The organism is Oricola indica (genome assembly GCF_965227485.1).
Classification (GTDB): Bacteria; Pseudomonadota; Alphaproteobacteria; order Rhizobiales; family Rhizobiaceae; genus Oricola; species Oricola indica.
Genome location: NZ_OZ245747.1, coordinates 1,460,380 through 1,473,594 on the forward strand (window position 1 = coordinate 1,460,380; position 13,215 = coordinate 1,473,594).

General features: G+C 62.7%; 16 protein-coding genes. 14 read left to right on the forward strand and 2 right to left on the reverse strand.

What is annotated here, in order from left to right:
- The first annotated feature begins 103 nt into the window (after window positions 1-103).
- From atpD to ACQK2M_RS07445, 10 genes are all read left to right on the forward strand, one after another.
- Entirely contained in the window at window positions 104-1,558 is a 1,455-nt protein-coding gene (gene atpD, locus ACQK2M_RS07400; RefSeq protein ID WP_425419999.1) for a F0F1 ATP synthase subunit beta, read from the forward strand.
- Window positions 1,555-2,007, forward strand: coding sequence for a F0F1 ATP synthase subunit epsilon (locus tag ACQK2M_RS07405; RefSeq protein ID WP_425417258.1), 453 nt, complete (start codon window positions 1,555-1,557; stop codon window positions 2,005-2,007). Before atpD ends, ACQK2M_RS07405 begins: the two co-directional genes overlap by 4 nt.
- Window positions 2,004-2,288 carry an AtpZ/AtpI family protein gene (locus ACQK2M_RS07410; RefSeq protein ID WP_223475953.1) on the forward strand — a complete coding sequence of 95 codons (285 nt, stop codon included), beginning with the start codon at window positions 2,004-2,006 and terminating at the stop codon, window positions 2,286-2,288. Before ACQK2M_RS07405 ends, ACQK2M_RS07410 begins: the two co-directional genes overlap by 4 nt.
- A complete protein-coding gene (locus tag ACQK2M_RS07415; RefSeq protein ID WP_425417259.1) occupies window positions 2,285-2,587 on the forward strand; it encodes an ATP synthase subunit I in 303 nt (100 codons plus the stop codon). Before ACQK2M_RS07410 ends, ACQK2M_RS07415 begins: the two co-directional genes overlap by 4 nt.
- Complete coding sequence (locus ACQK2M_RS07420) at window positions 2,584-3,288, forward strand: F0F1 ATP synthase subunit A (protein ID WP_425417260.1); 705 nt, start codon at window positions 2,584-2,586, stop codon at window positions 3,286-3,288. Before ACQK2M_RS07415 ends, ACQK2M_RS07420 begins: the two co-directional genes overlap by 4 nt.
- Window positions 3,288-3,533, forward strand: a complete 246-nt coding sequence (locus ACQK2M_RS07425) for a F0F1 ATP synthase subunit C (protein ID WP_425417261.1) — start codon at window positions 3,288-3,290, stop codon at window positions 3,531-3,533. Before ACQK2M_RS07420 ends, ACQK2M_RS07425 begins: the two co-directional genes overlap by 1 nt.
- A gap of 14 nt (window positions 3,534-3,547) precedes the next feature.
- Complete coding sequence (locus ACQK2M_RS07430) at window positions 3,548-4,291, forward strand: F0F1 ATP synthase subunit B (RefSeq protein ID WP_425417262.1); 744 nt, start codon at window positions 3,548-3,550, stop codon at window positions 4,289-4,291.
- The gene (locus ACQK2M_RS07435; RefSeq protein WP_425417263.1) at window positions 4,278-5,822 is read left to right on the forward strand and encodes a F0F1 ATP synthase subunit alpha; all 1,545 of its coding nucleotides are present in this window, start codon (window positions 4,278-4,280) and stop codon (window positions 5,820-5,822) included. The genes ACQK2M_RS07430 and ACQK2M_RS07435 overlap by 14 nt, the downstream gene beginning before the upstream one ends.
- The gene (locus tag ACQK2M_RS07440; RefSeq protein WP_425417264.1) at window positions 5,822-6,661 is read left to right on the forward strand and encodes a F0F1 ATP synthase subunit gamma; all 840 of its coding nucleotides are present in this window, start codon (window positions 5,822-5,824) and stop codon (window positions 6,659-6,661) included. The genes ACQK2M_RS07435 and ACQK2M_RS07440 overlap by 1 nt, the downstream gene beginning before the upstream one ends.
- Before the next feature lie 236 nt (window positions 6,662-6,897).
- Window positions 6,898-7,059 carry a Flp family type IVb pilin gene (locus tag ACQK2M_RS07445; RefSeq protein ID WP_223475946.1) on the forward strand — a complete coding sequence of 54 codons (162 nt, stop codon included), beginning with the start codon at window positions 6,898-6,900 and terminating at the stop codon, window positions 7,057-7,059.
- A gap of 42 nt (window positions 7,060-7,101) precedes the next feature.
- Here the strand turns inward: ACQK2M_RS07445 and ACQK2M_RS07450 are convergent, their stop codons facing one another.
- Complete coding sequence (locus ACQK2M_RS07450; protein ID WP_425417265.1) at window positions 7,102-7,554, reverse strand: acyl-CoA thioesterase; 453 nt, start codon at window positions 7,552-7,554, stop codon at window positions 7,102-7,104.
- 242 nt (window positions 7,555-7,796) lie between these two features.
- On the opposite strand from ACQK2M_RS07450, the gene ACQK2M_RS07455 reads away from it, so the two are divergent.
- The 4 genes from ACQK2M_RS07455 (at window position 7,797) to ACQK2M_RS07470 (ending at window position 12,258) form a co-directional block, all read left to right on the forward strand.
- A complete protein-coding gene (locus tag ACQK2M_RS07455) occupies window positions 7,797-8,834 on the forward strand; it encodes a DUF475 domain-containing protein (RefSeq protein ID WP_223475944.1) in 1,038 nt (345 codons plus the stop codon).
- 147 nt (window positions 8,835-8,981) lie between these two features.
- Entirely contained in the window at window positions 8,982-10,556 is a 1,575-nt protein-coding gene (locus tag ACQK2M_RS07460; protein ID WP_425417266.1) for a Re/Si-specific NAD(P)(+) transhydrogenase subunit alpha, read from the forward strand.
- A gap of 13 nt (window positions 10,557-10,569) precedes the next feature.
- Complete coding sequence (locus tag ACQK2M_RS07465) at window positions 10,570-12,015, forward strand: NAD(P)(+) transhydrogenase (Re/Si-specific) subunit beta (protein WP_425417267.1); 1,446 nt, start codon at window positions 10,570-10,572, stop codon at window positions 12,013-12,015.
- Between the two features lie 120 nt (window positions 12,016-12,135).
- Window positions 12,136-12,258: a hypothetical protein gene (locus tag ACQK2M_RS07470; RefSeq protein WP_425417268.1), complete on the forward strand. Its 123-nt coding sequence runs from the start codon at window positions 12,136-12,138 to the stop codon at window positions 12,256-12,258.
- Window positions 12,259-12,287: 29 nt separating this feature from the next.
- Here the strand turns inward: ACQK2M_RS07470 and ACQK2M_RS07475 are convergent, their stop codons facing one another.
- The gene (locus tag ACQK2M_RS07475; RefSeq protein WP_425417269.1) at window positions 12,288-13,142 is read right to left on the reverse strand and encodes an alpha/beta fold hydrolase; all 855 of its coding nucleotides are present in this window, start codon (window positions 13,140-13,142) and stop codon (window positions 12,288-12,290) included.
- Between the last annotated feature and the right edge of the window lie 73 nt (window positions 13,143-13,215).

Below are 13,215 nucleotides of genomic sequence, written 5' to 3' on the forward strand. Positions count from 1 at the left end.
GGCATGACAGGGGTCAATGTGGTCGGCGCACCGATTTCGCAATATCATGCGCTAGGAGTGCGGACGAAGGACGCCATGAAACGGGAGACAGGAATTGCCTGACCTGGAGACAGGGCTCACGGCACCAACCGACGGAAAGAACCGCACGGGCCGCGTGATCGCAGTGCGGGGGCCGGTTCTCGACATCATGATCGACGGCGTGTTGCCGGAGATCCATGAAGCTGTCGCCGTGCAGGCCGGGGAGGAAACCATCCTCGCCGAAACGCAATCCCATCTCGACGAGAAGACCATCCGCGCGATTGCCATGCAGCCGACCCAAGGTTTGTGGCGCGGTGCGCGCACGGAATCGACCGGTCAACCGATCACCGTGCCGGTCGGCGACGGCGTGCTCGGGCGGCTGCTCAATATTCTCGGCGAGCCGGCCGACAATGGCGCGGAGTTCGCGCCCGATACGGCGCGCAGGCCGATCCACCGGGCGGCGCCGCCGATTTCGCGGCAGAGCGCCGCGACCGATATCTTCGCCACCGGCATCAAGGTGATCGATCTGCTCGCACCGCTGGCGCATGGCGGCAAGGCGGCGATGTTCGGTGGTGCCGGGGTCGGCAAGACCGTGCTCGTCATGGAACTCATTCATGCGATGGTTTCCGGCTATGACGGCATTTCGGTTTTTGCGGGCGTCGGCGAACGCTGCCGCGAAGGTCACGAGATGCTGCACGAGATGAAGGCGTCGGGTGTGCTCGACCAGACCGTGCTCGTCTACGGGCAGATGAACGAACCGCCGGGCGCACGGTGGCGCGTGCCGCTGACGGCGATGACCATCGCCGAGCATTTTCGCGATGAGAAGGCGCGCAACGTCCTGCTCCTGATGGACAATGTGTTCCGCTTCATCCAGGCGGGTTCGGAGGTCTCGGGACTGCTTGGGCGCAGGCCGTCTCGGGTCGGCTACCAGCCGACGCTCGAAACCGAGGTTGCCGACCTGCAGGAGCGGATCGCGTCCATCGGAAACGCGTCGGTGACGGCCATCGAGGCCGTTTACGTGCCGGCCGACGATTTCACCGATCCGGCAGTCGGCACGATCGCCAACCATGTCGATTCGATGGTCGTTCTTTCACGGCAATTGGCGGCGGAGGGTATCTACCCCGCGATCGATCCCATCGCGACGACCTCCGTCCTGCTCGACCCGCTCGTCGTCGGGAAAGCGCATGCGGATGTCGCCGGCCAGGTGCGCGAGGTCATCGAGCATTACCGCGAATTGCGTGACGTGATCGCGCTGCTGGGCGTCGAGGAACTCGGCGCGGAGGAGCGCCGTGCCGTTGGCCGCGCGCGCCGGTTGCAGCGCTTCCTGACCCAGCCCTTTTTCACCGCCGCCGCGTTCACCGGCGCTGAGGGCCGGAGCGTGACCGTGGACGACACGGTGTCCGGCTGCCGGGCCATTCTCGACGGCGAATGCGACGAATGGGACGAAAGCTCCCTCTACATGATCGGCACGCTCGACGAGGCGCGCGAAAAGGAAAAGGCGCTTCGGGGCAAGTCCGGTGGCGGAAAGGCGGCGGCATGACGGAGCGTTCGCTGACCCTGACCATCACGACGCCCCTGGACGTCGTGGCTCGGATCGACGGCGTCACCTCGTTTCGCGCCAGCGACGACAGCGGCGCTTTCGGCATCCTGCCGGGCCATGCGGACCTGCTTGCCGTGCTGCGGTCCTGCGTGGCGCGATGGCGGGTCGGAAAGGGCGAGTGGCGGTTCTGCGCGCTGCATGGCGGTCTGATGACCGTGGAAGAAGGCCGCGCGATACGGATCGCGTGCCGCGAGGGTGTGCTTGGAACGGACTTGCCTTCGCTGGAGGCGCGGGTGCAACGCATGCGGGAGGCGGAAGCGCAGGCGGCCAGCAGCGAACGCGTCAGCCAGGCGAGACTGCACGCCCGCGCCATTCGCCAGATCATGCGCCAGTTTTCTCATGATCACGGCGTTTCGGTCGACAGTGCTTTGGAGGAGATTTTCCAATGAGCGACGAGATGCAGGGCACCAACCATCTTGGCGAAGCGGCGCGCAAGGCCGCCGAACGCGAGGTGTTGAAAACCTCCGATCCGGAGCCGTCGCTCGCGCGGCGGTTCGGGCAGATCGGGATTCTCGGCTGGATGGTCGTCATTCCGGTTCTCGGGGCACTGCTTGTCGGAAGCTGGCTCGATCGGCTTTTCGGAACGGGCGTGACCTTCTCCGCTGCCCTGACGATGGTCGGCGCGGTGCTCGGTCTCTGGCTCGTCTTCCGCTGGATGCACGAGCAATGAGCTTCCTCGCGCCGCACGATCTCGCTTTCCTGTCTCCGGCATGGATCGTGTCCGCTTTCGTTGGGCTCGCAATCGGCTATGCGGCGGGGCTGGTCCATTTCCGAACGCTCAAGGCCGTGGCGCGGCGGCTTGCGGCAGGTGAAATATCGGCGGTCTTCCTGCAGCTCGGCCGTCTCGCCCTGCTCGGCGGGCTGTTGTTCCTGCTCGCTTTGTGGGGCGCGCAAGTGCTTCTGCCCGGCGCCGCCGGTGTGCTGCTGGCGCGGCGACGGGTGCTGGCACAGGCGGAGGCGGAAACATGAATGAATCGCCGCTGCTTCTCCAGACTGCTTTCTCTGTCGGACCCGTTCCGGTGACTTACGCCGTCGTGACGACCTGGGGTGTCATGGCGTTTCTTGCGGTCGGCGCCTGGCTGATGACACGGCGCCTTTCCAGCGACGCCGGCTCGGCGCAGACCGTTCTTGAAGTCGTGGTCACAACCATCGACGCGCAGATCGAATCGACGCTGCAGCGAGATCCCGCGCCGTACCGCACGCTGGTCGGGACTTTGTTCCTGTTCATCCTTGCTGCGAACTGGTCTTCGATTGTACCGAATGTCGAACCGCCCACGGCGCATCTGGAAACCGATGCGGCTCTCGCGGCGGCGGTCTTCGTCGCGACGATCTATCACGGCATCCGTTCGAACGGACCGCTCGGCTATCTCAAGACCTTCGCCGAACCGTCATGGGTGATGATCCCGCTCAATCTCGTCGAGCAGATCACGCGTACCTTCTCGCTGATGGTTCGCCTGTTTGGAAACGTGATGAGCGGGGTCTTTGTCATCAGCATCGTTCTCTCGCTTGCCGGTCTGCTCGTGCCGATCCCGCTGATGGCGCTCGATCTTTTGACCGGCGCCGTGCAGGCCTACATTTTCGCGGTCCTTGCGACCGTCTTCATTGCCGCCGCCGTTGGCGAAGGCACCCGCCGCGACGGCGCGGCGGAAACCGGAAAGGAAACCGATTGATGGATATTATCAAGATCGTCTCCATAGCGGCGGCCGCACTGGCGGTCGCCTTCGGCGCGATCGGTCCGGCGCTGGCCGAGGGGCGCGCCGTTGCTGCCGCGATGGACGCCATCGCGCGCCAGCCCGAAGCGGCCGGAACATTGTCGCGGACCCTTTTTGTCGGACTGGCGATGATTGAAACGATGGCGATCTACTGTCTCGTCATCGCGCTGCTCCTGCTCTTCGCCAATCCCTATACGGTTTAGGATTTCGCGGGCCGATGCAATTCGACTGGTGGACCTTCGCCATTCAGCTCGTCAACATCGCGGTGTTGGGGTGGCTGCTCGCGCGCTTCCTGTTCAGGCCCGTGGCGCACATCATTGCCGAGCGCAAGGCCGAGACAGCGCGGGTTCTCGAAAAGGCAGAGGATGCCCGGCGTGCGGCGTTGGAAGCTGAAGGGGCGGCGGAAGCGGAACGCGACCGCATCGCGGCGGAGCGGCTGGAGCTGATCGAAAAGGCGCGGGCGGATGCCGATGCGCAGAAGGCCGCCCTTATCGACAAGGCGAGAAGCGAGGCCGCGACCATTCTCGACAAGGCGAAATCGGAAGCGGAGCACGCGACGGAAGAGGAACGCGCACGTCAATTGCGGCGCGCGACCGATCTCGCTGTCGCAATGGCCGGACGGTTGTTGGCGGACCTTCCCGTCGATGCGCGCGTCGCCGGCTACGCGGAACGGCTCGCGGACGCGATCGATGCGCTCGACGCAGAGGAACGGGCGGCCATTCTCGAAGACGATAGCGGGTTGCATCTGGTCGCGCCGCGGATGTTGAGCGAGGAGGAGCGAGCGGCGGTCGATGCCGCGATCGGGCAGCGCGTGCCTCATGACGGGCCGCTTCCCGTTGAAACCGACGAGACGCTGATCGCGGGCCTCGAACTGCGAAGCCGCCACGGCGCGATCAGGAACTCGCTCGGCGCCGATCTTGAACGCATGGCAAAGGCGTTGAACGACAATGAAAAGGGCTGATTCGAACAATTCGGGTTCCGATCCAGCTCTCGACGGGCTTTTCGAGGCCATCGACCACGTCGAGCTCGGCACCCGTTCCGAGGCGATCGGCCGTGTCACGCAGGTCGCCGACGGGCTCGCGCATGTCTCCGGCCTCGGATCGGCCCGGCTCGGCGAATTGCTGGCGTTCGAGAACGGCGCTCGTGCCTTCGTTCTCAATCTGGAAGTCGATTCGATACAGGCCGTCCTGCTCGATTCCGTGGAAGGCGTTGAAGCGGGAGCCTCGGTCCGCCGATTGCACGAACTTGCCAGCGTCCCGGTAGGCGAGGGCCTGCTCGGACGAATGATCGATCCGCTCGGGCGCGTGCTGGACGAGGGGGACCCAGTCGAAGCCGCCTCACATGAACCGGTGGAGAGACCGGCTCCGGCGATCATCGACCGGGATTTCGTGTCCGAACCCGTCGAGACAGGGATTCTGGTGATCGATGCGCTGTTCGCCATCGGCCGGGGCCAGCGCGAACTGATCATCGGCGAACGGGCGACGGGCAAGACGGCGATCGCTGTCGACACGATCATCAACCAGAAGGACACGGATATCGTCTGCGTCTACGTCGCCATCGGTCAGCGGGCGTCCGCCGTGCGCCGCGCAGTCGATGCGATCCGCGAAAAGGGCGCTGCCGACCGCTGCATATTCGTGGTGGCCCCGGCGACAGCCGAACCCGGCCTTCGATGGCTAGCTCCCTTCGCCGGAATGACCATCGCCGAGTATTTTCGCGACAGGGGACAGCATGCGCTCATCGTGCTCGACGACCTGACCAAGCATGCGACGACCCACCGCGAGTTGTCGTTGCTGGCGCGGCAGCCGCCCGGACGCGAAGCCTACCCGGGCGACATCTTCTACCTGCATGCCCGGCTCCTCGAACGCGCCGCCAAGCTGTCGCCCGAAAAGGGCGGCGGATCGCTGACGGCACTGCCGATCGCGGAAATCGAGGCCGGAAACCTCTCGGCCTATATCCCGACGAACCTGATCTCGATCTCCGACGGGCAGATCGTGCTGTCGAACCAGCTGTTTGCGGCCAACCAGCGTCCGGCGGTCGATGTCGGCATGTCCGTCAGCCGTGTTGGCGGCAAAGCACAACTCGACGCGCTGAAAAGCGTCGCCGGGCGGGTCCGGCTCGATTATGCGCAGTATCTGGAACTTCGGGTGTTCTCGCGTTTCGGCGGCTTTGGCGACGATACGCTGAAGCGTCGCATCGCGCATGGCGAGCGCATCGGTGCGTTGCTGGCACAACGCCGGTTCTCGCCCCTGCGCCCGGTCGACCAGATCGCTCTTCTGGCGGCGCTCGATGCAGGTGCCCTCGATCATGTTCCCCTCGAGGCGATCGATGCGGTCAAGGATGCATTGCCCGCGATCATCGACAGCGCGCCGGACCTGGCAGCATTCCGCGACAAGCCGGGCGATATGGACGATGCAATTCGCGCCGCGCTGATCGAATGCGTTCGGCAGGCGGCGGCGAGCGCCGGCAGGCCAGCCGGAAAGCTGGCGAACTGATGCCGCATATCGAGGACATCAAGGACCGCATTGGCAATATCGGGCAGATCGAGGGCGTTATCGTCGCCATGCGGGCCATGGCGGCGGCGCATGCGCAGGAGGCGCGGCGTCACCTGCAGGCCATTCGCGAGCACGAGGAAACCGTGGCGCGCTCCATGGCCGAGGCTCTTTCGCTGGTGCCGGAAATGGCAAGCACGAAGGAGAGGGGCGAAAGCGAGCAGACGCATCTGCGCATCGTGGTAGGTGCGGCGCAGGGCTTCAGCGGCCAACACAATGAACGGATTGTCACTGGCGCGCTGGAACAGAATGACGAGCCGGAGGACAGGCAATATCTTCTGATCGGCCAACGTTGCATTTCCGAATTCGCGGAACGGGGCATCCGTCCCGTGTGGTCTGCCAACATGGTCGCCCATGCCGCCGAGGTTCCCGCGCTGGCCAGTCGGATCGTGGATGCATTGTTCGTCCCGCTGGAGCGCGGCGAGGTCCATAGTGTCAGCATCGTCTATGCCGATCCCGCCTCTACCGAGATGGCGCTGACGATCCGCCGCCTGATGCCATTTGACTTCGGGCGCATCACCGCCCCACGTCGGCCGTCTCCCCCGATTACGCTGATCCCAGCGCCGCGCCTTCTGGAACAACTGGTCGAGGAGTATGTCTTCACCGAGGTCTGCGAGGCGCTGATGCTCGGTTTCGCGGCGGAGAACGACGCGCGCATGAACGCCATGACGCGCGCCCGGTCAAACGTGAAGGAAATCGCCCAAGACCTGCAACGCAAGTTTCACCAGGTGCGCCAGGAAGAAACCACGACGGAGATCATCGAATTGTCTGGAACGTCTTGAAATCGATGGTTCCTGTTTCCTTAAAATACTGAATTTTATACATAATTTACAGGCTTGACCGCAAGATCTTGTTAGCCGATTCGCACAGGTCTGCAACATACAAGCGTTTACAGACTGCTGGTATCTTTCGAGATGCATCGCCGGCCGGGAGGAAATTGCCGCCGCGCATGCAATGTCCGATCCGCGCATCATGATGATCGCGCGGGGACACTCCTACGGAGAATGAGGGGAAGCATATGATTGTGCGTTATCTCAGGGACGAGTCCGGTGCAATGGTTGTCGAATACGGACTTATCGTCGCGATCATCGCGGTATCGGTGATCGGGGGATCGATGATGATCGGGTCGTCGATCGACAACAATCTGAATCTGGTCGCCACGACCATCAGCCCTTCATAACAGCCTCGCGCGCGCCAGCCCTGATCCGGCGCGACAAGCGTTTCAATTTTCCTGTCGCACGGTGCTGAATGAAACCGTCGCCGACCGGCTCAGCGCTTCGCGAATCTCGCCGGGTATCGGCAGGGCGCGCAACTGCCCCGTTTCATCGACGCCCGACCAGACACGCGTCTGCTTTGCCGTCACGATGGTCTCGCCGTCGAGCAGGAAATCATAGGCGATGTCGAAGGAGGTCCTGCCCCAGCGCACGACCTTCGACGACAGCACAAGAGTGTCTCCGACCCGTGCCGGCCCCTTGAATTCAGCCTCGCTGCGCACGAGTGGCGTGCCGCGAAGCTCCGGATGAGCGGCCAAAGTATCGGCGAGCGAAAAGCCGGAAGCCGAGAAAAGGGCGGACAGCCCGTGTTCCATCCAGTCGAAGAAATTCGGGTTGTAGACAATCCGCGCGGGATCGCAGTGCCCCCATTCGACCAGAATATCGATTTTACATTCGAGCATGATGACCGCCTTTCGACCCTGCCGGTATGAACGCGCTATCGACGCATGAACCGGCGGCATGGCAATGCCGCGCCATGCGTCAACATGCAAGCCACTCGAAAGGGCTCCGGGCCGAAAACGAGGCGCAACAAAAAATGTGCACTGGCCGCATTGGGGTGCTGGTAAGTCGCGATCGGGAAACATACGTCTACCGGATGGCAATGCTGCCGCCCGGCGCTTTGCCCGGGAGCGATGAAACCGGAATGAAATCAGTCTTTTCCTATCTCCGCTACGCCTTCGCCGTCACGGCGCTTGGTCTTGTCCTGGCCGCATGGCTGGGCTGGGAGACCACAGGATCAGGTGCCGGCATGATGTCGTTCCTGTTCACGGCGACGGTGCTCGCGGCGCTGGAGATCGCACTTTCTTTCGACAACGCGATCGTCAACGCCAACAAGCTCAAGGAAATGGACCCTGTCTGGCAAAGACGTTTCCTGACCTGGGGTATCTTGATCGCCGTATTCGGCATGCGCATCGTGTTTCCGCTTCTGGTCGTCGTCATCGCGGCGAATATCGGCCCCGTCTCGGCGCTGGTCCTCGCGGCGACTGAGCCGGAACGCTATGGCCTGATCATGGAACGGGCTCATGTCTCCATTGCCGCGTTCGGCGGAACCTTCCTGATGATGGTCGCGCTGAGCTATTTTATCGACGAGGCCAAGCAGGTGGACTGGATTCGCACGGTGGAGGGGCGCCTGCGTCAGATCGCGCCGATCCGCGGCATTGAAATCGCCATCGTGCTGGCGATCGTCATGTGTTTCGCGACTATCCTGCCGGAACGTGAATCGGCGATGTTCCTGTTTGCCGCGGCCAGCGGCCTTTTGACCTTCCTGTTCGTGGAAATTCTGGGCCATGTTCTCGATGCCTCGCAGGACGCGGCAAGAATTGCGCGCCAGGGCGGCCTGGGCGCTTTCCTTTACCTTGAGATGCTGGACGCGTCGTTCAGCTTCGACGGCGTGATCGGCGCATTCGCGCTGACGCGCAATCTCTTCCTGATCGCGATCGGGCTTGGCATCGGCGCGATGTATGTGCGTTCGGTGACGATCATGCTTGTGGAGATGGGTGCGCTTGCCAAGTTCCGTTACCTCGAACACGGCGCTTTCTATTCGATCCTCGTTCTCGCGCTGATCATGTTCGCGCAGTCCTTCGTACACATACCCGAAGTGATAACGGGGTTGATCGGCGTCGTGCTGATCGTTCTGTCTCTGCGTTCATCTCTTGCCCACAACCGCAGGAATTGCGGCTAGCCGCGCCGTTTTTTGCTTTTACGCCAATTTTATGGACGCCGGCCCGGCGAGGGGCCAAGCGTGACGCGAACTTGGAAACGGAGTGGGCTTGCCATTCCGTTTCGCACGGGTTTTATGTCGGTCTGAAAGCCAGATGCGGAGGATGGATTGAAGATAGGCACGCCGAAAGAGGTGTTCGAGGGGGAGCGCCGGGTTGCAATGACGCCGGAGAGCGCATTGCAGTTGCAGAAACTCGGCCATGAATGCGTGATCGAGACGGGCGCGGGTCTTGCCGCCGGTTTCGATGACGCCGCCTACAAGGCGGCCGGTGTCGAGATCGCGAAGACGCCCGCTGCGCTTTGGAAGGCGGCTGACGTCATCGCCAAGGTGCGTCCGCCGACGAACACCGAAGTCAAGCGCCTGAACGGCGACAAGACGCTGATTTCCTTCTTCTATCCGGGCCAAAACGCGGAACTGCTTGAGCTGTGCAAGGGCACTGGCGCGAGCGTCATCGCGATGGACATGGTGCCGCGTATCAGCCGCGCCCAGAAGATGGACGCGTTGTCGTCCATGGCCAATATCGCCGGCTACCGGGCAGTGATCGAGGCGGGCAGCAATTTCGGCCGCTTCTTCACCGGCCAGGTCACGGCGGCTGGCAAGGTGCCGCCGGCGAAGGTGCTGGTCGTTGGTGCGGGCGTCGCGGGTCTCGCGGCGATCGGCACGGCGACCTCGCTTGGCGCCATCACCTATGCTTTCGATGTGCGTCCCGAAGTGGCGGAGCAGATCGAATCGATGGGCGCGGAGTTCGTGTTCCTCGATTTCGAGGAGCAGAGCCAGGACGGCGCGGCGACCGGGGGCTATGCGGCGCCTTCGAGCCCTGAATTCAGGGAGAAACAGCTCGAGAAGTTCCGGGAACTCGCGCCCGACATGGACATCGTCATCACGACGGCGCTTATCCCGGGGCGCGATGCGCCGAAACTCTGGCTCGAAGACATGGTCGAGACCATGAAGCCGGGTTCCGTCGTTATCGATCTGGCGGCCGAGCGCGGCGGCAATTGCGACCTGACGGTCGCCGACGAGAAGGTGGTTTCCGAAAACGGCGTCACCATCGTCGGCTACACGGATTTCCCGAGCCGGATGGCGACGCAGTCCTCGACGCTCTACTCGACGAACATTCGTCACATGCTGACCGACCTCACGCCGGAGAAGGATGGCGTGATCGTCCACAACATGGAGGACGACGTCATTCGCGGCGCCACGGCGACGCATGAGGGCGAAATCACTTTCCCGCCGCCCCCGCCGAAGGTTCAGGCAATCGCGGCGCAGCCGAAGAAGGACAAGCCGAAAGAGCTGACATCCGAGGAAAAGCGCGCGCAGGAGGTGGCTGCCTTCAAGGCGCAAACGAAGCAGCAAGTCACGCTGCTTGCAGCTGGTGGCGCGGCGATCCTGCTGGCCGGCCTGTTCACGCCGGCAAGCTTCATGCAGCACTTCATCGTGTTCGTGCTTTCGGTCTTCGTCGGTTTCCAGGTGATCTGGAACGTCAGCCACGCGCTGCACACGCCGCTCATGGCGGTCACCAACGCGATATCCTCGATCATCATCCTGGGGGCGCTGATGCAGATCGGATCGGGCTCATGGCTGGTGCTGGTGCTTGCGGCAGTGTCGGTCTTCATGGCCGGGATCAACATTTTCGGTGGCTTCATGGTCACCCGGCGCATGCTCGCCATGTTCCAGAAGTCGTAAGGGGAGGCGCGCCATGGAATACGGTTTCACTACGGCCGCCTACGTCGTTGCGGCGGTCCTGTTCATTCTTTCGCTCGGAGGCCTGTCCGGCCAGGAAAGCGCCAAGCGCGCGGTCTGGTACGGCATCGCCGGCATGGCGCTGGCGGTCTTCGCCACGCTTATCGGGCCGGGCTCCGGCCTTTGGCTTCTGTCGATCATCCTGATCGCGGGCGGCGGCGTAATCGGATGGTATGTCGCCAACCGCGTGCAGATGACGGAAATGCCACAGCTTGTCGCCGCGATGCATTCTCTGGTCGGCCTCGCGGCGGTGTTCATCGGTCTCAATGCCGAGATCGAGATGGTCCGTGTGGCCGCGATGCAGGCCGCCGCGGACGCATCGGCGCTCGATGCGCTCAAGGGATTTGCGGCCAAGGTCGCGGCCAAGACCCCGGCCGAGATCAATATTCTGAAGATCGAGGTCTTTCTCGGTGTCTTCATCGGCGCGGTGACCTTCACGGGTTCTGTCGTCGCCTATGGCAAGCTGGCAGGCAAGGTCGGCTCGAAGGCGACGAAGCTGCCGGGCGGACACATGCTCAATGCGGGCGCGGCGATCCTGTCGGTCATCCTGCTGATCATGTATCTCGCCGGCGCCGGGTCGTGGACGCTGATCCTGATGGCGCTCGCCGCCTTCTTCATCGGTTACCACCTGATCATGGGAATCGGTGGCGCGGACATGCCGGTCGTCGTTTCGATGCTCAACTCCTATTCGGGCTGGGCCGCGGCGGCGATCGGATTTTCGCTGTCCAACGATCTCCTGATCGTGGTCGGCGCGCTGGTCGGTTCGTCCGGCGCGATCCTGTCCTACATCATGTGCAAGGCGATGAACCGCTCCTTCGTCTCGGTGATCCTCGGCGGGTTCGGCAACACGACCGGGCCGGCGCAGGCGGTGGAGGGCGAACAGGTGGCGATCGACGCCGAGGGCATCGCAGCGGCGCTTGCGGAAGCCGACAGCGTCATCATCGTGCCCGGCTACGGCATGGCGGTGGCCCAGGCGCAGCAGGCGGTCTCGGAACTGACGCGCAAGCTTCGGGACAAGGGCAAGGAGGTTCGCTTCGCGATCCACCCGGTCGCCGGGCGTCTGCCCGGGCACATGAACGTGCTTCTGGCCGAGGCCAAGGTTCCATACGACATCGTCATGGAAATGGACGAGATCAACGAGGACTTTCCCGAGACCGACGTCGTGATCGTCATCGGCTCCAACGACATCGTCAATCCGGCCGCCCAGGAGGACCCGAATTCTCCAATCGCCGGCATGCCGGTGTTGGAAGTCTGGAAAGCCAAGCAGGTCTTCGTCTCCAAGCGCGGCCAGGGTACGGGATATTCCGGTATCGAGAATCCGTTGTTCTACAAGGACAATACGCGCATGTTCTTCGGTGACGCGAAGGCCTCCGTAAGTCAACTGATCAACTTAATCGACTAATCGGTTCGGAATGCGGATCCGGTTCGGAAGCGGGGGCGTAAGCCCCCGTTTTCCATTTGCGATCCTGGTCAAATTCCCGTCCGGTCTCAGGAAACCCTGCGCTGAGACTATGCCCACCTGATGGCCTCTCACGCGGCGAACTCCGGTGGCAACGTCACCACCACCGACGGCGCCAATGTGATCACCATCATGAACGCGCAGATCGGCGACCTATCGGAAGCTGACTTCGAACTCGGTGTCTGAGCGGTTTGGTAGACAGCGGAGCGCCCGGTTTACTGCGGGGCGACATCGTTGACGAAGGAACGCAGGATCGCGTTGAATTCGTCCGGGCCGTTGATGTGTGGTGCGTGCCCAAGGCCGTTCATGATGATCGGTTTACCCGACCAGATGTTGCGGTAGGACAGATCAGCGACATAGTCCGTATCCACGAAGCGGTCGTCTCCGCCATTGATGATCGCCAGCGGGATACTGCTGTTTTCGGCCAGTTCTCTTTGCCTTCGCGGCGGCTGGGCCGCAAGCGCCTCGAACAGATATTGGCGGGCAAGGCCATCGGTTCTGGCGATGAGACGGTGCCAGTCCGATTCCTGCAGCATCGTTTCCTTGGTGTCGTAATCGCCGATAAGTGTGGCGAGTTCATCGATTTCAGCATCGGACAATTTGGCCAGCGACAAAAGAGCAAGTCTCGGAAACAGCTGAAATCCCGCCATGGAGCCGTCGGCTCGCCGCTCGATCGGCGGGCTGCTGATGGTCATTAGGCCTTTCAAACCCGGTTGGCGCTCAAGCAATTCGTAGCCGATATGGCCGCCGAGGGACCAACCGACGACGACCGACTCCCCGATATCGAGCTTTCCCAGGGTTTCCGCGACACAATCCGCATACCCTTCGAGGCAGTATGTCTGGCGCGGATTTTCGGCATCCGAGGATGATCCGTGTCCCGGCAGGTCGAGCGCGACAATCCGCCTGTTATCTTCGAATGCGCCGAATTGCGACCGGAAGACCTCCTTGCCCAGCGAGTTGCCATGAAGCAGTACCACCGGGGTTCCGCTGCCGTGATTGTCCATGACAGAGATCTCGGCATGGCGCGTCTTGACTGAGCAGGTTTCGAAGTCACGGTTATTCCAGGTCATCTCTATCATGTTCTATGTTTCTCGCGTGAATTCACACGACATATCGTCGGGCAAGGATGGACGGGCGCGATTG